This window comes from Bradyrhizobium sp. USDA 4354, from assembly GCF_054060315.1.
The window spans coordinates 6,172,030-6,193,995 of sequence record NZ_JBSSDC010000001.1 but is presented as its reverse complement, the minus strand read 5'-3'; the positions used below and the strand labels follow the sequence as shown (position 1 = coordinate 6,193,995).

Annotated in this window: 17 protein-coding genes; 11 read left to right on the top strand and 6 right to left on the bottom strand. The window is 64.3% G+C overall.

Translation table 11 applies throughout. The features are described 5' to 3' along the window. Nucleotides 1-27 precede the first annotated feature (27 nt). From ACVIIV_RS28890 to ACVIIV_RS28870, 5 genes are all read left to right on the top strand, one after another. Nucleotides 28-1,227, top strand: a complete 1,200-nt coding sequence (locus ACVIIV_RS28890; protein ID WP_456747187.1) for a CaiB/BaiF CoA transferase family protein — start codon at nt 28-30, stop codon at nt 1,225-1,227. Nucleotides 1,228-1,362: 135 nt separating this feature from the next. Continuing rightward, the gene (locus tag ACVIIV_RS28885) at nt 1,363-2,499 is read left to right on the top strand and encodes a thiolase family protein (protein WP_456747186.1); all 1,137 of its coding nucleotides are present in this window, start codon (nt 1,363-1,365) and stop codon (nt 2,497-2,499) included. Beyond that, a complete protein-coding gene (locus ACVIIV_RS28880; RefSeq protein WP_456747185.1) occupies nt 2,496-2,855 on the top strand; it encodes a Zn-ribbon domain-containing OB-fold protein in 360 nt (119 codons plus the stop codon). The genes ACVIIV_RS28885 and ACVIIV_RS28880 overlap by 4 nt, the downstream gene beginning before the upstream one ends. A 598-nt stretch (nt 2,856-3,453) precedes the next feature. After that, nucleotides 3,454-3,981 (top strand): carboxymuconolactone decarboxylase family protein, encoded by a 528-nt coding sequence (locus ACVIIV_RS28875; protein WP_456747184.1) that lies wholly within the window; start codon nt 3,454-3,456, stop codon nt 3,979-3,981. Nucleotides 3,982-4,007: 26 nt separating this feature from the next. After that, nucleotides 4,008-4,310: a nucleoside triphosphate pyrophosphohydrolase family protein gene (locus ACVIIV_RS28870; RefSeq protein WP_456747183.1), complete on the top strand. Its 303-nt coding sequence runs from the start codon at nt 4,008-4,010 to the stop codon at nt 4,308-4,310. Between the two features lie 150 nt (nt 4,311-4,460). Here ACVIIV_RS28870 and glsA read toward each other — a convergent pair whose 3' ends face one another. The 4 genes from glsA to ACVIIV_RS28850 all read right to left on the bottom strand — a co-directional run bounded on the left by glsA (nt 4,461) and on the right by ACVIIV_RS28850 (nt 9,974). After that, complete coding sequence (glsA, locus tag ACVIIV_RS28865) at nt 4,461-6,308, bottom strand: glutaminase A (RefSeq protein ID WP_456747182.1); 1,848 nt, start codon at nt 6,306-6,308, stop codon at nt 4,461-4,463. Nucleotides 6,309-6,329: 21 nt separating this feature from the next. Further along, entirely contained in the window at nt 6,330-8,405 is a 2,076-nt protein-coding gene (locus ACVIIV_RS28860) for a TRAP transporter permease (RefSeq protein ID WP_456747181.1), read from the bottom strand. Nucleotides 8,406-8,426: 21 nt separating this feature from the next. Continuing rightward, on the bottom strand, nt 8,427-9,593 hold the full coding sequence (locus tag ACVIIV_RS28855) for a TAXI family TRAP transporter solute-binding subunit (RefSeq protein ID WP_456747180.1): 1,167 nt from the start codon (nt 9,591-9,593) through the stop codon (nt 8,427-8,429). 159 nt (nt 9,594-9,752) lie between these two features. Continuing rightward, a complete protein-coding gene (locus ACVIIV_RS28850; protein WP_456747179.1) occupies nt 9,753-9,974 on the bottom strand; it encodes a biotin/lipoyl-containing protein in 222 nt (73 codons plus the stop codon). Between the two features lie 94 nt (nt 9,975-10,068). On the opposite strand from ACVIIV_RS28850, the gene ACVIIV_RS28845 reads away from it, so the two are divergent. The 3 genes from ACVIIV_RS28845 (at nt 10,069) to ACVIIV_RS28835 (ending at nt 14,488) form a co-directional block, all read left to right on the top strand. Then, a complete protein-coding gene (locus ACVIIV_RS28845; RefSeq protein WP_456747178.1) occupies nt 10,069-11,043 on the top strand; it encodes an IclR family transcriptional regulator in 975 nt (324 codons plus the stop codon). After that, nucleotides 10,973-12,532 (top strand): acyl-CoA carboxylase subunit beta, encoded by a 1,560-nt coding sequence (locus ACVIIV_RS28840; protein ID WP_456747177.1) that lies wholly within the window; start codon nt 10,973-10,975, stop codon nt 12,530-12,532. The genes ACVIIV_RS28845 and ACVIIV_RS28840 overlap by 71 nt, the downstream gene beginning before the upstream one ends. Nucleotides 12,533-12,790: 258 nt before the next feature. Continuing rightward, a complete protein-coding gene (locus tag ACVIIV_RS28835) occupies nt 12,791-14,488 on the top strand; it encodes a GMC family oxidoreductase (RefSeq protein ID WP_456747176.1) in 1,698 nt (565 codons plus the stop codon). Between the two features lie 980 nt (nt 14,489-15,468). Here the strand turns inward: ACVIIV_RS28835 and ACVIIV_RS28830 are convergent. Further along, nucleotides 15,469-16,938 carry an FAD-binding oxidoreductase gene (locus ACVIIV_RS28830; RefSeq protein WP_456747175.1) on the bottom strand — a complete coding sequence of 490 codons (1,470 nt, stop codon included), beginning with the start codon at nt 16,936-16,938 and terminating at the stop codon, nt 15,469-15,471. Nucleotides 16,939-17,090: 152 nt separating this feature from the next. Here ACVIIV_RS28830 and ACVIIV_RS28825 point away from each other — a divergent pair, with 152 nt between their 5' ends. Beyond that, nucleotides 17,091-17,585, top strand: coding sequence for a hypothetical protein (locus tag ACVIIV_RS28825; RefSeq protein ID WP_456747174.1), 495 nt, complete (start codon nt 17,091-17,093; stop codon nt 17,583-17,585). Between the two features lie 1,061 nt (nt 17,586-18,646). On the opposite strand, the gene ACVIIV_RS28820 is transcribed toward ACVIIV_RS28825, so the two are convergent. Continuing rightward, nucleotides 18,647-19,822: a patatin-like phospholipase family protein gene (locus ACVIIV_RS28820; protein ID WP_456747173.1), complete on the bottom strand. Its 1,176-nt coding sequence runs from the start codon at nt 19,820-19,822 to the stop codon at nt 18,647-18,649. 229 nt (nt 19,823-20,051) lie between these two features. Between ACVIIV_RS28820 and ACVIIV_RS28815 the strand changes: the two genes are divergently transcribed. Next, nucleotides 20,052-20,831, top strand: a complete 780-nt coding sequence (locus tag ACVIIV_RS28815) for an acetoacetate decarboxylase (RefSeq protein ID WP_456747172.1) — start codon at nt 20,052-20,054, stop codon at nt 20,829-20,831. Nucleotides 20,832-20,940: 109 nt separating this feature from the next. After that, complete coding sequence (locus tag ACVIIV_RS28810) at nt 20,941-21,957, top strand: transporter (RefSeq protein WP_456747171.1); 1,017 nt, start codon at nt 20,941-20,943, stop codon at nt 21,955-21,957. Nucleotides 21,958-21,966 lie beyond the last annotated feature (9 nt).

Genomic DNA, 21,966 nt, shown 5'->3' with positions numbered 1-21,966 from the left:
TGAGCCCCGCGCAATCGGGAGCGAACGATGGGGCCGCTAGAGGGCATCAAGGTCATCGACATGACCACCGTGCTGATGGGGCCTTATGCGACCCAGATGCTCGGCGATTACGGTGCCGACGTCATCAAGGTGGAGTCGCTGGACGGCGACGTCACCCGCTTGATTGGCCCGATGCGTCATGCCGGCATGGGCCCGGTGTTCCTCAACACCAACCGCAGCAAGCGCTCGATCTGCCTCGATCTGAAGAAGCCCTTAGGGCGCGAAGCCGTGCTGCGGCTGCTGAAGGACGCCGACGTTCTGGTCTACAACGTCCGTCCGCAGGCGATGGCGCGGCTTCAGCTCGGCTACGATGTCGTCTCCGCCATCAACCCGCGCCTCGTCTATGCCGGCGTGTTCGGCTTCGGCCAGGACGGGCCCTATGCTGCAAAACCCGCCTATGACGATCTGATCCAGGGCGCGACCGCGCTGCCCGCGCTGATGGCGCAGACCGGCGACGGCGTGCCGCGCTATGTGCCGAACGCGCTGGTCGACCGCATCGTCGGTCTCACCGCAGTCGGCGCGATCTGCGCCAGCCTCGTGCACCGCGACCGCACCGGCCGCGGCCAGCGTCTGGACATCCCGATGTTCGAGACCATGGCCGGCTTCGTCATGGGCGACCACATGGGCGGGCTCACCTATGAGCCGCCGCTCGACAAGGGCGGCTATGCCCGCCACCTCTCGCGCGACCGCAGGCCGTACAAGACCTCGGACGGCTATCTCAGCGTCATCGTCTATAACGACAAGCAATGGCAGAACTTCTTCAAGGCGACGGGGCGCGACGATCTGCGCGCAGATCCCAAATTCTCGACCTTCGCCGGCCGCGCCGCCAATATCGACCTGGTCTACGCCGAGCTCGCGCGCATCTTCGAGACGCGCACGACAGCGGAATGGATCGAGCTGCTCACCAAGGCCGACGTGCCGGTGATGCCGATGCACGATCTCGCGTCGATCCTGCACGATGAGCATCTGGAAGCGACCGGATTTTTTCCGGTGGTGACTCATCCGACCGAAGGTCCAATCCGAAGCATGAAGGTGACCGCGGCTTGGTCCGAGACCGAGGCCGAGCCGGTGCGCCTGGCGCCGCGGCTCAACGAGCACGGCGCGGAGATTTTGCGCGAGATCGGATATTCCGCCGACGAGATCGCCGCCATGATCCGCGACGGCGTCACGCGTGAGGCGCTGGAGTAGGGACGAAGGTATGGCGCAAACTCTCTCATCCGTCATTCCGGGGCGCGACGAAGTCGCGAGCCCGGAATCCATAACCACCATCGGGAGTATGGATTCCGGGCTCGCCCCCGGAATGACGGCCAGTAAGGCAACACCATGAGCTTCATCACCGGCGTCGGCCTTACGCCTTTCGGCAAGCACGAGGGTTCGTCCTCGCTCGACCTGATGAGCGAGGCCGCGCAAGCCGCGCTCGACGACGCCGGAATCAAGCGGAGCGAGATCGACGGCGTTCTCTGCGGATACTCCACCGTATCCCCGCACATCATGCTCGCCACCGTCTTCGCCGAGCATTTTGGCATTCGCCCGTCTTACGCCCATGCTGTGCAGGTCGGCGGCGCCACGGGGCTGGCGATGACGATGCTCGCGCATCATCTCGTCGAAGCCGGTGTCGCGCGCAACGTCCTAGTCGTTGCCGGCGAGAACCGCCTCACCGGGCAGAGCCGCGATGCCTCGATCCAAGCCTTGGCGCAGGTCGGCCATCCCGACTACGAGGTGCCGCTGGGCCCGACCATCCCGGCCTACTACGGCCTCGTCGCGAACAGATACATGCACGAATACGGCGTGAGCGAAGAAGACCTCGCCGAATTCGCCGTGCTGATGCGCGCCCACGCCTGCACCCATCCCGGCGCGCAATTCCACGATCCCATCACGGTCGCCGACGTCATGGCCTCGAAGCCGGTGGCGATGCCCTTGAAACTGCTCGACTGCTGCCCGGTGTCCGACGGCGGCGCGGCTTTCGTCATCAGCCGCGAGCGAACCGGCGAGGCCGGCGTCCGCATCCGCGGCTGCGCCCAGGCACACACCCACCAGCATGTCACCGCTGCGCCCGCCCTCAGCGAGCTCGGCGCCGAGATATCCATCGCCCGTGCAAAGGAAGCCACAGGCCTTGCGATCTCCGACGTGCGCTACGCCGCGATATACGACAGTTTCACCATCACGCTGGCCATGCTGCTGGAAGATCTCGGCCTTGCCGGCCGCGGCGAGGCGGCCGCCCGCGTCCGCGCCGGTCATTTTGGCCGAGACGGCGCAATGCCGCTGAACACCCATGGTGGCCTGCTCAGCTATGGCCATTGCGGTGTTGGCGGCGCCATGGCGCATCTGGTCGAGGCGCATCTGCAGATGACGGGACGGGCGGCTAGCCGACAGGTGCGGGATGCGTCCATTGCGCTGTTACACGGCGACGGCGGCGTGCTGTCGTCCCATGTCAGCATGTTCCTGGAGCGGGTCCGATGAGTGAACGAATCGCAGACTGGACCAAGGGCGAAGAGGCCATCACCTACCAGACCTGCATCTCATGCGGGCATGTGCAGTATTTCCATCGCGCCTTCTGCGCGGCTTGTGGCGAAGCGGATCCGCGCGAGCAGCGCGCCAGCGGCAAGGGGACGGTGTACGCGACCTCGCTGGTCTGCCGCGCCGCCACGTCAGAGACGCGGGCACACGTGCCCTACAACATCCTGCTGGTCGATTGCGCCGAGGGATTTCGCATGATGGCGCATGGTGACAACGGACTCGCCATCGGCGATTCGGTTGTCGGGAGCTTCAGGCCGTTCGCCGGAAAGTTGGTGCCGTTCTTCGCCAAATCCAAATAGCGAAATTCGAATGTAGCCCGGATGGAGCGCAAGCGTAATCCGGGGTCCTTCGCCGCAGAGGCAGTCGTCCCGGATTGCGCTTCGCTCCATCCGGGCTACCGGGAAAGACGAATAGAGGGATCCGTCATTCGGGGGCGGTCCTCGGGACCGAGCCTGGAACGGGTATTCTGGGCCTGGCTTGTGCGAGGGCCACCCCGGAATGACGAAAACTCTTAAAACGCTTAACTCAACGCCCGTAGAACAAGATGCTGGCGATGACGAGCATCGCCGTCACCGCCAGCATATGCGCGAGCGCTCCCGAGGCCGCCCCCTTGGTGGCTTCCTTCATGCCGTTTTCTCCCTAGACTTGGGCGTGACTCATCGTTGCGCGGCAAGCGCACACGACGGCCAATTGTTTTACTCGGAACACCCCTTGCGAGTATCCGCCGCGATTTGTCCCCACGCAGCGAATATCGACTGTGTCAGGGTCGATCAGCAATGCGGCGGCAATTTGACTCGATGATGTTGCTCCTGCGTCTACGCGCGAATAGAGTCTTTGGGAACTTTCGCCGATGGCGACAAGAAGCATCAAAAGCTCAGGGAAAACTTCAGGAAAATCATGGCCCGCATTCAGTATAGCGACCCGTCCAAGGCATCTGACCGCACCCGCGAAATCCTCGAAAAGAACCGTCATGCCAACATCTTCCGGATGATGGCGCATTCGCCGAGCTACTTTGAACAATACTGCCGTCTCGGCGGCGCGATCAGGCACAAGGGCGAGCTCGATCCGATCCTGCGGGAGCTTGCGATCACCCGCACCGGCATCTTGTGCGAGGCGCCGTACGAGATCGTCGCGCACAAGCGCATCGGCAAGAATGTCGGCGTCACCGACGCGCAGAACGAGGCCCTCGAGAATTGGCAGACCGCGACCTGTTTTAGCGAGGTGCAGCGTGCTGCGCTCGCCTTCACCGACGAGATCGTGAAATTGAACAAGCCGACGGATGCGACCTTCAAGGCGATCGCATCGAAGCTGACGCCGGCCGCATTGGTGGAATTGCAGCTCTCGGTCGGCTTCTACATCATGACCTCGAAATTCCTGGAGACCTTCGAGATCGATCTTCAGCCGGTCACCGAAGTGGTGGGCTGAATCGACGCAAGCGGCGGGGAATGCCGATGACGATTGATGAATATGCGGCCTGGGCCGCAACCATTGCGAAAGTCGAAGAGCATCCGTCCAACGAGCGGCTGTCCTACCTCGGCCTCGGCCTTGCCGGCGAAGCCGGCGAGGTCGCCGATCACATCAAGAAACTGCTGCGCGATGACTGGCTCGACAAGGCTGGCCTGGTCGATGAGCTCGGCGATGTCATCTACTACTGGGCTTGCCTGTGCGCCGCGACCGGCCAGCAGCCATCCGAAGTGCTCAAGGCCAGCGCCGCCAAGATCAGGCGGCGGCTGAGCGAAGCCGCGAGCCGGTAGAGCAAGATGCGCATGTTCGGCACTGATAGTCCCCGCAGCGTCATGGCCGGGCTTGTCCCGGCCATCCACGCTTTGCCACGCAGCACGGAGAACGTGGATGCCCGGAACAAGCCCGGGCATGACGACCTCATTTGAATGAATGTCAAACGCTCACGTCGACGTCAGAATATCCACCTTGGCGTTGGCGACGATCAGGCGGTCGGCCAGCAGCCGGGCCAAATTGCGCATGATGCATTCGCTGGCGCGCGGGTGCTGCTTGCGGAAGCGCTCGAAATCCTTCAGCGGCACCTCGCATGCCGTCGCTGCCATGTCGGCGAAGACGTCGGCGGAGCGGGTCTGCTCCAGCAGCGCCATCTCGCCGAACGCCATGCCGGCGGTGAGCGTCGCCAGCCTGACGCCGTCGGGCAGCGTGACATGCACGGCGCCGCTGCGCAGGAAATACAGGGCATCGGCCGGATCGCCCGTTGCGAGGATCTTCACGCCCGACTGATAGGTCCTGATCGTGCAAAGCGAGGCGAGGTCGGTCAGCTCCTCCTCGCTCAGCCCCGCAAGCAGCGGCTGCTCGGCAAGCTCGGTGGTCTCGTGAAAATCGATCGAGCCGCCGTAGCGATACACGATCTGGTCTTCGGCCCATTCGATCGCGGTGTCGAGCAAATAGAAGTCGCGGACGTTCTTCAGCTCTGCGGTCCATTCGCGCAACGTGTTCCACTCCTTGGAAGCACGCCGGACGCCCGACAGCACGACGGTCACGTTCAGCGCGGCAAGCTCCTCGAACGCTTCGGCGACGAGCCGCGCGCCGGCGCGCGTGGTCGAGGTCACGCGGTGGAGATCGAAGATCACGAATTGCGGACGCGGTCGTCCGGCAAGCCGGCGCGAGACGTAATCGACCGCCGACAGCGACAGCGTGCCGACCAGCTCGATGATCCGGACCTCCTGCTCGTGCGCGGCGAGGATCTCGCGCTCCTGCGGGCGGCGCACGCGCCGCGACGGGCTCCTGCCGATGTCGTAATCGGCGATGACGGCGTTGCGTGCATCGTCGCTGCGGTTGAGCATGTGCAGGTCGTAATGCGAGGACAGCGCCTCGCACACCTTGATGCCGCGCACGCTGTTGCCGTGCTTGTCGAGGCGCGGCGAATAGCTGCCGAGGCCAAGGCGGGCGGGGAGCGCCGCCAGAATGCCGCCGCCGACGCCGCTCTTGGCGGGAATGCCGATCCGGTAGATCCATTCGCCGGCATAGTCGTACATGCCCGAGGATGTCATCACCGACAGCGTGCGCGAGATCGCGTAGGCGCTCAGCACCTGCTCGCCCGTCACGGGATTAACGCCGCGATTGGCGAGCGTTGCCGCCATCACCGCGATGTCGCGCGCGGTGACCAGCACGGCGCATTGGCGGAAATAGACGTCGAGCACGGCGGCGACATTGTCCGAGATCACCGCGTTGGTCTTCAGGAGATACGCGATCGCCCGGTTGCGGTCGCCAGTTTGGCTTTCGGAAGCATAAACGGCCTCATCCACGGCAAGGTCGCGGCCGGCGAAGCGGCTGAGCGCGAGGCGGATCTGCTCGAAGGCTTCCGGGCCCTTGCTGTCGTAGATCAGCCCGGTGCAGGCGATGGCGCCGGCATTGACCATCGGGTTGAACGGATGGTTCTCGGAATTGAGCCGGATCGAGTTGAAGGGATCGCCCGAGGGCTCGACGCCGATCGCGCTCTCGACCTTGCTCGCGCCGAGCAGGTCCAGCGCCAGCGCGAACACGAAGGGTTTTGACATCGACTGGATGGTGAAGGGCACACGGCTGTCGCCGACCTCATAGACATGGCCATCGAGGGTTGCGAGGCTGATGCCGAAATAGGCAGGGTCGGCCTTGCCGAGTTCGGGAATGTAGTCGGCGACGTGGCCCAAGGTCTCGGCGGAGAATTCGCTGAGGCAATTGTCCAGAAACCGCAGCAAGGGCGGTTTCGAGCGGGTCCAGGCGGAGGCGGCGGGCAGGTGCGGCTTCATCGCCGCACTTGTGCAACGCAATTAAGGCACGCGCAACCCGTCCGGCATCACAGGCTGGCGCCGGACCAGGAGAAGCGCGATCAAGATCGTCGGTAGCAGGATGGCAAGGCCCAGCAACGTCACCTGCATCTGCGACAGCGGCATGATGCCCCCGCCTGGGGTCGCCACCACGAAGCCGCCGATCACGAGCAGCACGCGAATGGGCCATTCCAGGCTGCCTGTGCCGCGCAGATCGCCGACGAAGGGCTGGTAACCCTGGATGCCGCCGCAGATGAACAGCGTGCCGAAGGCGGCGAGGCCCATCAGGCCGAGGCCGGCGAGATAGGGGCTCGGCCCCTGCAGCACCAGCGCCGGATTGAGCACGAAGAAGAACGGCAGGAAATAGATGATGCTGCCGACCCACATCGATTCCCAGCCCGTCTTCATTGCCGGCGAGCCGGCGATGCCGGCGGCCGCGAAGGAGGCGATCGCGACCGGCGGCGTGATCGACGACAGCATGCCCCAGTAGAAGATGAACATGTGCACCGCCATGCGGTTGAGCCCGAGCTTCTCCAGCGCGGGCGCGACCAGGATGGCGAGGAAGATGTAGCAGGCCGTCGTCGTCAGCCCGAGGCCGAGAATGAGGCTGGTGAGGGCGCACATGCCGAGCAGCAGGAAGGCATTGTCGCCGGCAATGTGCAGGAGGTCGTTGGCAAGGCTCGAGACCACGCCGGTCATCGAGAATGCGCCGATGAGGAGGCCGCAGCCGGCGAGGATGCCGACCAGCTCCACGAAGGTCCGTCCGTTCACCTCCAGGAACTTGCCGATGGTGGCAAACGTCCAGCGCGTGTCCTTCGAGAAGAGCTGGTTGAGCACCAGGAGCAGCGCGGTGGCGTAGAACGGCGCGTGGCTCTCGCGCTTGAAGTAGAGCAGCATCACGATCAGGAGCGCGATGACGAAGACGTAGTACCAGCCGTCCTTGATCGTATCCATGATCCGCGGCAGCTCGGCGCGTGGAATCCCCTTCAGCCCGTGGCGCGCGGCATAAGCGTCGACCTGCATGAACAGGCCGACATAGTAGAGCACCGCCGGAATGATCGCGGCGAGCGCGACGTCGGCGTAGCTGACGTTAAGGAATTGCGCGATCACGAAGGCGGTCGCGCCCATCACCGGCGGCGCCAGCACCGCGCCGGTCGAGGCGCAGGCCTCGATCGCAGCGGCATAGGAGGCGCGAAAACCGCTCTTCTTCATGACGGGGATGGTCATGGTGCCGGCGGTGAGCACGTTGGAGATGATCGAGCCGGACATCATGCCGAGCAGTCCGCTGGCAAAGATGCAGACCTTGGCCGCGCCGCCGCGGAAGGTGCCGCACAGCGCGAACGAGAGGTTGATGAAGAATTTTCCCGCGCCCGTCATCATCAGCGCGGTGCCGAACACCAGGAACCCGATCACGGTATCGGCGAAGGCCTGGATGGGAATGCCGAGCAGGCTTTCGCCCGACAGCACGTGATAGGCTGTCGCCTGCTCCAGCGTCGACTGCGTGCCGCGGAACGGCCCGAGCCAGCCGGCCTCGGCGAACAGCGGATAGACGGTGAAAGGGAGCACGCTCAGCAGCAGGCTCCAGCCGCCGGTGCGGCGCAGCGCCTCCATCAGCATCACCCACATCACGAGACCTGCGGCGATCACGCCGTTCGGGGCGCCGCCGAACTCCCAGCCGGCCTCCGCCGCCTTGCGCACATTCGACATCAGCATGAGGGATGCCGCGAAAGTCGCGATGGAGAGGACGAGGTCGTACCAGGGAATCCGGTCGAGCGGCGCACGTCCAGTCCCCGGGAAGATCAGGAAGGTGAACGGCAGCATCAACGCGATCAGGAGATAGAAATACTCGGTGTTGAGCTGGGTGTAGCCGATGAAGAAGCGCAGCGAGAATTGCTGATTGATGCAGAGCAGGATCGTCGCCGCGGTTGCGGCGACCAGCGCCCAGCGCCAGGCGCCGCGCAACGTGCGCACGCGCGTCACCTCCGCCTCCTGCATGTTGCCGGCGGCGCCATGCGGATCGTCGAACACGATCCGCTTGGCCTCGTCCTTGGGGCCGGTAGAGGTAGCAGTAGAAGACATCATCGACCCCGCGAGCGTGGACTATTCCTCGAACCCATTCGGCATGCCGGCCTTCGCAAGCGCCGCGGCGCGGGCCTTCATCCAGCCGTCGAGGAAGGCCTTATCATCCGACGGCGGATTGGACTTGCCGTAATCTGCCCACGCGGCCGCCAGCACCTCCTGGCGCTTGATCAGCTTGTTGTTGTGCGCCTCCTGCCCATCGCTCCATTGCCCGGCTTCCTTCAACGCCTTCACGGCGCCGGGATGCACGGGCACCACCCAGTTCTTGGTCTGGCGGTCGGCGGCAAGTCCTCCTGCGCCCGGCGCGGAGTCCTTGTAGGCGTCGTAATTGACGATCATCGCCTTGGTGATCGCATAGACCTGGTCCGCCGGTTGCGAGGCATAGGCGACGAAGATCGGGTAGGGGTAGTTGCCGAGCTCGACCGGCTTCTCCGGCGAAATGCCGGCGCCGCAGGTCGCAAGCTGCGGGAAGAAGAATGAGCCGACCTTCTGCATCCGCGCCCAGCCTTCCTTGTCCTTGGCGGGCAGCGGCGGCCAGATCAGCCCGCGCGGCGAGGTCTCGGCTTCCTTGGCGGGGCCGGTGATGGTGGTGCCGAAGGCGGCATCGACGTCGTTGTTGATCAGCCCCTTCCACATCGCGCCGTAGCTGGCGAACTCGACCGCCTTGACGTCCTTCTGCGTCAGCCCGGCGAAGGCGAGCACTGCGAGCGAGTTCTGGTTCAGCGCGGGCGAGCCGACCACGAAGCCGACGCGCTTGCCCTTGAGGTCCTTCAGCTCCTTCACGCCAGTGTCGGCGGCGACCCCGATCGAGGCGCAATTGCAGTCGACGGTCGAGAGCAGGGTCTGGAGCGGCTGCGGACCCCATTCCTTCGAGCCGAACTCGAACACACCTTCCTGCGCGAAGTAGGTGCCTGATCCCATCGCCGACGAGGCCGCGCGCTTGGCGCGCAGCGGCGCGAGGCGGGCGACGTCGTTGCCAGCGGGGAGCACGCGAACGTCAGTGCCGTACTTGTCCTTCATCATCTTGCCGACGCCGACCGCGATGTTGAAGCCGGCGGTTCCGGTGTCATAAGCCGTGAAGGTCAATGTCGCCGGAAGCTTGATGTCTTCGGCGAACGAATAGCGTGTAGACGCAAAAGAAATGCCTGCCACCAAGGCAGGCGCGAGCACGAGCAGCCCACGAAGCATGTTTCCCTCCAATGATCCTCGCTTTGCCGCGAGGATTTTCTTTCTTTGTTTGAAACAACGTTTTGTTTGCAACAGATCATGTCACCGCGATCAAGCGATGGCAACGCCGTACCGTGCATGCAGGAATGCGGCTGACAGATTGTCGCGGAACTAAAGCACTCAACTCGTGACGATCGCTATCGCCTGTCCCTCGGCAACCACGTCGTCGAGCTTCACCAGAAGCGATGTGATCGTGCCGTTCGCCGGTGATGGCACTGGTATCTCCATCTTCATCGCTTCGACGACCACAACGTCATCGCCATCCGCGACGGTTCCTCCAACTTGCACGGGAGTTGCGCAGATGCGTCCCGCGACCTCCGTCACGATCTTAATTTCTGGCATGCCATCGCCTTTTTGTTGTCGTCGCAAAATGCCTGAGGTAGCGTCGTCTGCAAGCGGAATTTAATTCCGCAGAGCGGAACATACGGTAGGGAACATGGGACGACGATCGGAGCGGTTGAGCAGGCAAGGCGCGCTCGCTGGCGATGCCGGTGAGGGTGATGTCATCCAGGTGGTCTCGCGCGCGTTCGACGTGTTGCGATGCTTCGAGGGCCACGAGGCGAGGCTCGGCAATCTCGAGATTTCAAACCGTTGCGGTCTGCCGCGCTCGACGGTATCGCGGCTCACGCACACGCTGACCCGCATGGGGCAGCTCGTGTATCTCCCGCGCGATCAGAAATATCGCATCGGCCCGAGCGCGGTGGCGATGAGCGCCTCGATGATGAAGGGCGCGCAGCTGCGCAGCATGATCCGGCAACGGCTCCAGGAAGTGGCCGAGCAACTGCCGGGCACCGTCGGCTTCGTCGTGCCCGATCGCTTCCATCTCGTCTATCTCCTGTTCGCGCGCTCGGCGAGCGCGCTCGGCCTGCACGAGGGCACCGGCAGCCGCATCTCGATGGCGTCGACCGCCGCGGGCGCGGCCTACACCGCGGCGCTGGCGCCGGAAGTCGGCGATGCCTTCGTCGCTGACATGGAGCGGGAAGCCCCCGAGGCTGCAAAGATCCTCAAGCCCCGCATCGAGGCCAACCGGCAGTCGCTGCGCGAGCGTGGCTATGTCGTGGCCTGCGGCCTGTGGAGCCCGCACATCAACGGCCTCGCGGTGCCGATCTGGTCGCCGCAATACCAGACCTTCGTGGTCATCACGATCGGCCTGCTCTCGGCGATGTACGACGAGCAGCGTCTGCATGACGAAGTCGCTCCGCTGATGCTCGCGCTCGGCCGCTCGCTCGGCAGCCTGATGGAAGGCGCGGAAGGCGACGCCTTCAACAACCGTATCTCGCGTAAGCCGGTCGCGATGGCCGTGCACAACAATAACAAGCCGATCAATTCGGAGGGAGTGAATGAACTGGAAGCCGGAACTCGACGAGCTCGCCCGGCGCGAAGCCTTCGCGCGGGAGATGGGCGGCGTTGACAAGGTCAAGCGACAGCATGACCAGGGCCGGCTGACTGTTCGGGAGCGTATCGACAAGCTGATCGACAAAGGCAGCTTCCACGAGATCGGTGCCGTCTCCGGCATCGGTGAGTACGATTCCAGCGGCGAGCTGCAGAAACTGACCCCGGCGAACTGCGTGTTCGGCCGCGCGCGCGTCGACGGCCGCACCGTGGTCGTGGTCGGCGACGATTTCACCGTGCGCGGCGGCTCGGCCGATGCGTCGATCTCGGCCAAGCCGCTGATGGCCGAGGAGATGGCGCACGATTTTCGTCTGCCCATCATTCGCATCATCGAGGGCTCCGGCGGCGGCGGCTCGGTCAAGACCATCGAGACCAAGGGCGCGGCGAACCTGCCGGGTGGCATCGGCGGCACGCGCTGGTATCGCTTCACGACGGAAAATCTGTCGCGCGTGCCGGTGGTTGCGCTCGGCCTCGGCTCGGTAGCGGGCTTAGGTGCCGCGCGTCTTGCCGCCAGCCACTATTCCATCATGACCCGAAAGTCCGCGATGTTTGTCGCGGGCCCGCCGGTGGTGAAGGCGCTGGGGCAGGATCTTACGAAGGAAGAGCTCGGCGGCGCCGATATCCAGACTCGCGCCGGCGCAATCGATCACGCGGTCGATACCGAGGAGGAGGCGTTCGCCTGCGCGCGCCGCTTCCTCTCTTACCTGCCGTCATCGGTCCACGAGCTGCCGCCGACCTTGCCCCGTACGGACAATCCCGAGCGCAGCGACGAAGCGCTGATGAATGCGGTGCCGCGCAACCGCAAGCAGGTCTACAAGATGCGCCCGATCATCGAGTCCGTCGTCGACAAGGGCTCGTTCTTCGAGGTCGCCAGGAATTTCGGCAAGCCGATCATTGTCGGCCTGGCGCGACTCGAGGGCAGGGCGGTGCTGCTGCTCGCCAGCGACAGTTTTCACTATGGCGGCTCCTGGACGGCGGATGCCTGCCAGAAGGTGGTGCGCTGGGTCGACTTTGCAGAAACCTTCCATCTGCCGATCGTCTATCTCATGGACTGTCCCGGCTTCATGATCGGCCTCGATGCCGAGAAGGCGGCCACCATCCGGCACGGCGTTCGCGCCATGGCGGCGGTGAACCAGACCACCGTGCCCTGGTGTACCGTGATCCTGCGCAACGCGTTTGGTGTTGCGGGTGTCGTGCATCAGCCGGCCGACCGTTTCTCGATCCGCTACGCCTGGCCGTCGGCCTATTGGGGCTCGCTGCCGCTCGAAGGCGGCATCGAAGCCGCCTACCGCGCCGACATCGACGCGGCGGAAGACAAGGCGGGCAAGCTGAAGGAGATCGAGGAGCGCCTCAATAAGCTGCGCTCGCCGTTCCGCTCGGCCGAAAAATTCTGGGTCGAGGAGATCATCGATCCCAGGAAGACGCGGTCGCTCTTGTGCGAGTTCGCGCGCCTGGCCGAGCCGCTGCGCAAGCCGGGGCCGCCGGAGAACTTTTCGATCAGGCCGTAGGCGCGGCTGAGGCACAACTCCATCACCGTCATCCTGAGGCGCTCGTCCTGCAACGCAGGACGAGCCTCGAAGGACGACGGCCCGGCTGCATCGAGGCCGTGCATCCTTCGAGGCTCCCCGCGCGACGCGTTGCGTCCCGCGGCTCGCACCTCAGGATGACGGGTTGATAGCGAGCGTATCGACGTGATCTGGAATCTCTCCCCGTCGACGCAACAACGCGCTAATCTCCTCCAACAAGAACAAGAGGAAGCGCCAATCGTGTACGACTTCATCATCGTGGGCGGCGGCTCGGCGGGGTCCGTGCTGGCCCACCGGCTTTCCGCAAGAAGCGCCAACAAGGTCCTGCTGTGCGAGGCCGGACAGGACACACCACCCGGCAACGAGCCGGCCGAGATCAGGGACAGCTATCCGGGCACGGCCTATTTCGATCCGCGCTTTCACTGGACCGAGCTGAAGGTCACCACCCAGGTCGTCAGCCACAACAATCCGAATGAATCGCGTCCGCCTTTGCGCAAATACGAACAGGCGCGCGTGCTCGGCGGCGGCTCCTCGATCAACGGGCAGATGGCCAATCGCGGTGCGCCGACCGACTACGACGAATGGCAGGCGCGGGGCGCCGAGGGGTGGAGCTGGAACGACGTGCTGCCGTTCTTCAAGAAGGTCGAGCGCGATCTCGACTTCGACGGACCGTATCACGGCAAGGACGGCCGGATCCCGGTCCGCCGCATCCCGCGGGAGCACTGGACGCAGCATTCGGAGGCGTTCGCGCAAGCCTTCCAGCAGGCCGGTCACCAATTCCTGCCGGACCAGAACGGCGAGTTCGTCGACGGCTTCTTCCCGGTGACGCATTCCAACCAGGCCGAGCAGCGCGTCTCCGCCGCCATGGGATATCTGGATCGCGACACGCGCAAGCGGACGAACCTCACGATCTCCACCAACACGCAAGTGCGAGAGCTGCTGTTCGAAGGCACGCGCTGCGTCGGCGTGAAGGCGGTGGTTGACGGACGCGAGCAGGAATTCCGCGGACGCGAGATCATTCTCTCCAGCGGCGCCATCCATTCGCCGGCGCATCTGCTGCGCGCCGGTATCGGTCCGGTCGGTCACCTCAAGGACTTAGGGATTCCCGTGCTGATGGGCTTGCCGGGCGTCGGCCAGCGCCTGATGGATCATCCCTCGATCTCGCTGTCGTCCTTTGTCCGCCGCGGCGCGCGCATGAACGGGCACACCAGGCGTCACATGCAGCTCGGCCTGCGTTACTCGTCCGGGCTGCCTGATGTGCCGAAAGGCGACATGTTCGTCGTCGTCATCAGCAAATCGGCCTGGCACGCCGTCGGCGCGCAGATCGGCTCGCTCCTGACCTTCGTCAACAAGACCTATTCCGAGACGGGGCAGGTCAAGCTTGCCTCGCCCGATCCCTCGGCAGAGCCGATCGTCGAGTTCAACCTTTTGTCCGACCGGCGCGACCTCGATCGCCTGATGAGCGGCTTCCGCAAGATGGCGGCCGTGCAGATGAGCGAAGTGGTCAGGAAGGTGACGGACAAGCCGTTCCCGGCCGCCTACACCGATCGCGTCCGCAAGATCGGCGTGGTCAACACCAGGAACAGGATTCTCACCGCGATCGCCGCGGCCTTGATGGACGGTCCCGCGGCGCTGCGTCACTACATGATCGACAATTTCGTGGTGGAAGGCTTCACCTTCGATCAGGTGATGAACGACGACGAGGCGCTGGAAGCCTTCGTGCGCAAGGCGACGATCGGCGTGTGGCACGCCTCGTGCTCATGCCGCATGGGCCGCGCCGACGATCCGATGGCCGTGGTCGACAATCAGGGCCGCGTCAAGGGCGTGCAGGGCCTGCGCGTCGTCGACGCCTCGATCTTCCCGGTGGTGCCATGCGCCAACACCAACTTCCCGGTCCTGATGTCGGCGGAGAAGATTGCGGCCGCGATGATGCAGTGAGTGGCAGCCGCTTGTGGCGATCCGGGGCAGTGCAGGGAAGCGGAGCGCAGATCCGGGATCCATGTCTGGCGCGAACCGGATTCGATTGCATGCCGCAAGCTTGACGCGCTGAGCGGGCATTCGTGCGCTGCGCGTTAATCATCTCGGTCGCTACGTGTAGGCTATGCGGCGATTGCAGCTCGTGTCGCGCAATGCAGCCATTTTCAGCCGCTCTTTAGGCCCATTTCAGCCAAACTGTTATTGGTTTCTCGCTTTCCGGGGCAGGGTCTCTCATTTGGAGTCCTGCAATGTTCAAGCGAGTATTTTCTGCGTGCGTCTTCGTTGTCCTAAGTTCTGTCGCCTCGGAAGCACGGCCTTATCGCATTCATCAAGCTCCTGAATGCAATGTCACAATGCCCTGCGACTTCTCATATTCGCAGACGCGAGGCGAGCGGACCTCCAGGTCTTCACTGGCGTCCAGATCTTCACTGATTTCCAGGTCCTCACTGCAAGCCTACCGCTCGACACAACTGACAGTGACTGATGCAGGGGGCACCGCCGCGCCGGCGACCATCTCCGGTGTCTCCGGCGCTCGCGTTGTCGGTGGCCGTCCGGCCGGTTGCCCTTCATCCTTCTGCGGCTGCGGCGCGGCTCTGCGTGTGTTCGGCCGTATCGTGCCGGAATTGAATCTTGCGTCCAACTGGCTGCGCTTTCCGCGGACATCACCCGCACCAGGAATGGTTGCTGCGCGACGAGGGCACGTTTTCGTCCTGGAGCAGCACGTCGGGGGTGACGTCTGGATGGCCTATGACGCCAACTCGGGCGGGCGCGCGACGCGAATCCACGCGCGTTCATTGCGAGGGTATACGATCGTCAATCCGCGCGGCGGTTCGATGGCTTGAGGACAGCGGACACCACTCTCGACAAGACCGTGGACGGGTCGCAACATCTTTGCGACCCACCCACGCTGGACCAATTATTGGCGCCGGGCGCGGCATCGGTCACAGCCGCAGTACCTTGCCGGGATTCATGATGTTCTGCGGATCGAGCGCGCGCTTGATGGTGCGCATGATGTCGAGCTCGGTCTTGGATCGGTAGTGGCTGAGCTCGTCGAGCTTGTCGATGCCGATGCCGTGCTCCGCCGAGATCGAGCCGCCCATCGAGGTGATGAGATCGTTCACGGTCCGCGTGATGGCGCCCTTGTATTGGGCCAGCGTCTGCTGATCCATGCCCACCGGCCCCATGAACGAGAAATGCAGATTGCCGTCGCCGATGTGTCCGAGCGGGTAGGGCCTGATGCTCGGGAGAATGTCGAGCACGGCCCTGGTGCCCTTGTCGATGAACTCCGGTATCCGGGAGATCGCCACCGACACGTCGTAGCTCAGCCCGGGTCCTTCGGCCCGCGAGGCCTCGGCGACAGCTTCCCGGATTCGCCACATGTTGCGCGATTGGCCGACGGTCTGAGCGATCGCGGCATCGAGCACGCGGCCGGCCTCGAGCTGATCGGCGAGAAACTGCTCAAGCTTCTCGGCCATGCCCTCGGTCCCGTCCCGGCGTGGGCGCGCAGACGACCATTCCATCAGGAGATACCATGGCGTCTCCGCCTTGAGCGGATCCTGGGTGCCGGGAATATGGCGGAGCACCATGTCGATCGCGCTGCGGCTCATCAGCTCGCAGGAGCCGACATTGTCTTCGGAAGCGCTATGGGCTTCGGACAGGATCTCCAGGGCCGCGCGTGGATCCCGGATCGCCAGCCATGCGGTGCAGACGTCCTTCGGTGCAGGCCATAGCTTGAGCACGGCCTTGGTGATGATGCCGAGCGTCCCTTCGGCGCCCATGAACAGATGCTTGAGGTCGTAGCCGGTGTTGTCCTTCTTCAGCGCGCGCAATCCGTCCCAGACCTCGCCGCTCGGCAAGACGACCTCGAGACCCAGCACGAGGTTGCGGGCATTGCCATAGCGCAGCACCTGCACGCCGCCGGCGTTGGTCGAGAGGTTGCCGCCGATCATGCACGAGCCCTGGGCGCCGAGACTGAGCGGCAGGAACCTGTCGTGCTGGCTTGCTGTCTCCTGCAGCGTCTGCAAGACGCAGCCGGCCTCGACCGTCATCGAATAGCCGACGGGGTCGACCTCCAGCACGCGGTTCATGCGGCCGAGCGACAACACGATGCCGGTGTGCGCAGGCCAGGGCGTCGCCCCGCCCATCAGGCCGGTGTTGCCCCCCTGCGGCACGATCGCGATGCCGTGCTCATGGCAGAGCCGGACCACCTTCGACACTTCCTCGGTGCTCCCGGGACGAACGACGGCGCCGGCACCGCCAACCAGCAATCCCCGCCAATCGGTCACGAACGGCTGCTTGCCGTGCTCGTCCTCGATAAGACCCTTCTCGCCCACGATCGCGCGCAACGCATCGCGCATCTCGGCGGTCAAGGGAGCGGTCGGGATGATGGGTTCGGAGGACGGAGCAGGCATTTGTTTCCCCTGGGTACATCTTGGCGTGTACTCGATGTGCCGATCCCGGCAACGTTCAGGCAATCTTTGCAACATTTCTAGACATCTTCGTCAACATCCCGCGGCTGTTCGAGCCTAGAACGCGCCCAGATTTACGGATCAGGATCGGCAGAATGCTTTTGAAGTTTTCGGCGGCGCGTATCGGCATTGGCGCCGCCTGCCTCGCGCTCGTCGGCATCAGTCCGCTATGCGCAGAGCCGGTGTTCGACAGTTTGGCCGGCGCATGGTCGGGCATCGGCACGATGAAGCCGTCCGACGGTCCGCGCGAGAAGGTCCGCTGCAAAGTGTCATACAACGTCACCAGGCCCGGACGGTCGCTGACGCTCGATCTGCGCTGCGCCAGCGATGCGTACAAGATGGTCCTGTCCGCGAACATCGAGCAGAGCGGGACGGAGCTTTCCGGTAACTGGTTCGAAAGCGAATACCGGCAGGGCGGCAAGGTCTACGGCACGAACAAGGACGGATTGATCGAGGCGCGAATAGAGGGAAACACAGTGGCCGCGCTGGTGACGATCCAGACCAGGAGCAATCATCAATCCTTTCTGATGGAGGCACCGGGGTCCTGGATGTCCGAGGTCGCGATCGAATTGAACAAGGAAGCGAAGTGACCCCGATCTTCGCTCATGCGCAACAATTCTCCATACGCAGCAATTGTTCTTCGCTTGGTGGAGCGGCATCGCAACCGCTATCGTTGCCTTCAGGCCCTAGAACTCCCCAAGTTCTATAGCCTGAGGACCGCCGCCTCGGCCCTGGACGTTGACACTCCCCGAGCAGCCGGCGGCGGTCCTCTCTCCTGTCTCGGCTGCTCTCCGATTTGTAACAGCCGATTGCTGAGCGGGCCGAGCCGAGGCGAACGACCTGCGGACCCGCTAAGTCATTGATCCGCCAAGCCCCGGCTACTGTGCATGGGGTTGTTTTCGCGTTTTTGTTTGAGAGGGGCTGCCTCAGCCCAAGAAATTCGCTTTACAAGAATTCGGATATCCCGTATGCTTTGCCCATCCCGGCCCGCCACAAGGGGCGTTTCGCGATCGTCACGAGACGCGGGCCGGGAGGCGGTGGCCGCGACGGCGTCGTCGCGCGAGGCAGGCTGCAGGGCGGGAAGCCCCCGTGAGCAGCGGTGCGCGCGGTACGACACGGCGCTGACAGCGTCCTCGTTGGGCCGCGGTGGTGAGCGCACGCCAGCTATCGCAGACAGGGGCGGGGATGTGCGCGGAGGCAAAATCGTGTGGTCCTGACGCCCGGGGTCTGTGCGTCAAGTGTTGCGGTGATGTGTGTTGCCCGACCGGGCACGCGCATCAGTCATCCGCAAGGCGACGGGGGCAATAGTGCATCGCTCCCCGGGGAGAGCGCGACATAAGCCGTAAGGCCGGACGATCGGCTTCACCTGTTGTCCACCCGTGCGCGTCTTGTTCGCACACGGGACCGCGGGTGCCAGCCGGCGCCCGGCCTTCCCTGCGCCCTTTCTGAACAAGAGGGGCAACGAAGAGAGCAAAGCTCGGGCGAAACGAGTCGCGAGAATGCGAAAGTGTGTCTACAAGCGGAATGCGAATTGGTGGTGGAGACGACGCAACTTGCTCCGTCATTGCGAGCGCAGCGAAGCAATCCAGCCGGTCTCCGCGGAGGGTTACTGGATTGCTTCGCTGCGCTCGCAATGACGAGGAAGACAGAGTTACGCCCACTCCGTCTCCCGGTGCACGTCGTGCACCACGAGGCCCATGCCTTCGTCCGGCATCTTGATCCAGTCGCGGCGCTTCAGCGTGCGCTTGGTGTCCTCATAACCGCTGGTCCAGTGCTCGCGCATCGAGGTGCCCGAGAACTCGTGGTCCTTGGCGTCGCCCTCGTAGGCCTTCTGCTGGTAGATCAGATGCAGGATCGCGATCTCCGGCATGTTGCGCAGGCTCGTCTTGAGCTTGCGCTCCTCCTCGGAGAGCTGCTCGTCCGGCAGCTTCGCCAGCGCCTTGTGGAGCAGGACCTTGAGGTTGTGCGTGCGGCGGTAGACGTCGGTGTTGTGGCGCGTGCGCGAGGAATACATGATGTCCTTGTGGCGGGCCATCACGTCCTGGATCGAGCGCGGCAGCACGCCGCGTGCGCTGAACAGGTCGACCTGGAACACCAGCGAATTGAGCGAATCCTCCTGGTCGAGCAGATGCTGCAGCGGCGTGTTGGAGACGATGCCGCCGTCCCAGAAATGATCGGTGCCGATCCGCACCATCGGCAGCGCCGGGGGCAGGGCGCCGGAAGCCATCACGTGCTCCGGCCCGATCTCGTCATGGGCGTTGTCGAAATAGATGAAGTTGCCGGAGAGCACGTTGACCGCGCCGACCGCGAAGCGGACCTTCTTCTCGTTGATCAGGTCGAAGTCGACGAGCTCGTTGAGGCTCTCCTTGAGCGGCATCGTGTCGTAATAGCTGGTCGCGGTCCGCGCGCCGACAGGGCTGAACCAGGGATTGACCTGGTGCGGGGTGAAGAAGCCCGGCTGGCCCAGTGCGGACGTCATCCACGCGCTGGTGAGATTGCGCCACTGGCGGAAGACGTCGCCGTCGGGCGTGTAGTGCCAGATCTTGCGGTTGGTGATGCGCTCCCAGAAGATGCGCAGCGCCTCCAGCCGCTTCTCCGGCCTGTTGCCGGCGATGATGGCGGAGTTGATCGCGCCGATCGACACGCCGCAGACCCAGTCCGGCTCGATGCCGGCCTCGTGCAGCGCCTGGTAGACGCCGGCCTGGTAGGCGCCGAGCGCGCCGCCGCCCTGCAGCACCAGTGCGACCCGGTCGCAGCGCTCGGGCCGCCAGCCCCGCAAGGGCGGCTGATGTGTCGAATGCATCGGTTGCGACGTGCGGGCGTCCATGCTGTGCCTCCCTCGCGTATTCCCGAACGATTGCGTCCCGCGGTGACGGCGTGATGACAGAGTTGGCGCCGATGCATCGGCTGCATGCACTGGCTCAGCAGGAATGGCAGCGGTCGCGTGCCTGACGGAAATCCTTCACATCGCAGTCAATGAGGCCGGCTAGCACTTTGCATCACCGCACGACGCTGCCGGGCAGGCACTAGAGACATCACACAGCAGGAGACAACCGATGCGCAGGGAAGACGTGCTGAGACTTCCGTCCATGCCCGCGGCCGGGCCGAGCTATCCCGCCGGGCCCTATCGCTTCGTCAACCGCGAATTCCTCGTCATCACCTACGAGACCGATCCGGAGCTGATCCGCGCCGGCCTGCCCGAGCCGCTGGAGCCGATCGATCAGCCGATCGTGCATTATGAATGGATCAAGATGCCGGACTCCTCCGGCTTCGGCAGCTACACCGAGTCCGGGCTGGTCATCCCGGCGCGCCTCAACGGTGAGGAGGTCAACTTCGTCTCGCAGATGTATCTGGACGACGATCCGCCGATCGCCGCCGGCCGCGAGATCTGGGGCTTCCCCAAGAAGTACGCCCATCCCAAGCTCGAGATCGTCAAGGACACGCTAACGGGCACGCTGGAATATGCCGGCCAGCTCGTCGCCATGGGCACGATGGGCTACAAGCACGAGAGCATGGCCGGCAATGGCGATCTCACCCGCGCCACGCTGTCGAAGACGCAGGTCAACCTGAAGATGATCCCCGGCGTCGACGGCCGGCTCGAAGTCTGCCAGCTCGTCGCTATCAACCTCGTCGACATCGTGCCGAAGGGCTCGTGGATGGGGCCCGGCCGCTTGCATCTGGTACCGCATGTCAATGCGCCGGTCGCAGATTTCCCGGTCCGGCGCTGCCTCGGCGCGCACCATTACATCGCCGACCTGACGCTGCCGTTCGGTCGCGTCGTCCATGACTACATCAGGGAAGCCGAGGCCGCCGCGACCGAGCTGGCGGCGGAGTAGGGGCCAACATCAAACTGTAACACTGGCGTAATTGAGTACCCGCGTGGGTCCGGAAGATGCCGTCAGCCATCTTCCGGATACGGGGCATTGTCGACGGTTGGGGTTGGCCATGGCTGAGCCGGCAAAGCTTGTCAGCGCGATAACGAATGCCGAGCCTGCCATTCCCGGTCTCGTCTGGGCGTTCCGCCTGCATAGCGACGGCAGCGCCGAGGCGCTGCCGATCGACCAGCCGATCGAGTTCAGCCATGACGGCCGGCTCTGGCTGCATTTCAACCTGACGGATGCGCGGGTGCGGCCGTGGATCGCGGCATCAACGCTGCCGCCGCTCGCGCGCGAGCTTTTGCTGTCGAACGACACGTTCCAGCAGCTCCACGTGATCGATCACTGCGTCTACGGCGTGTTCTCCGACCTCGTGCGCGAGATCGATAGTCCGACGGAGGAGGCCGCGTTCCTGCGCTTCGCCATGACCGAGCATCTCCTGGTCAGCGGCCGCCATCACGCCCTGTGCTCGGCGGAAGCGACGCGCCGCGTGCTTGAAGGCGGCTACCGCGTCGACAATGTTGCCCATCTCCTGGAGAAGATCGTCGACGAGGTCGCAGACACGCTTGACAGGATGACCGACAAGCTCGGGCAGGAGATCGACGAGATCGAGGAGCGGATTCTCGCTGACGATACTAGGCCGGAGATGCGCCGCAATCTGGGCCGGCTGCGCCGGACCTGCGTCAGGTTGCATCGTCAGCTCACCGGCCTGCGCGTGCTGTTCCACCGCCTCGACCAGAAGGACACCGATCACCTCGCGCCGGCCTTGCGCATCCACGCCGGCAAGCTGGCGCAGCGGCTGGACGGCCTCGATCACGACATCGTCGAATTGCGCGAACGCAGCCGCCTGCTCGAGGAGGAGCTGCGTTTCAAGAACGAGGAGGAGAGCAATCGCCACCTCCATACGCTGTCGATCGTGACCTCCATGCTGCTGCCGCCGACGCTGGTCACCGGCATCTTCGGCATGAACACCAAGGGCCTGCCGCTCACCGATGTCGAGACCGGATTCCTCTGGGCGGCGGTGCTGATGGCCTCCTCAGTCGGCGCGGCCTACCTGTTCATGCGACGGACGGGCATATTCAAGTAGCGTATCGAT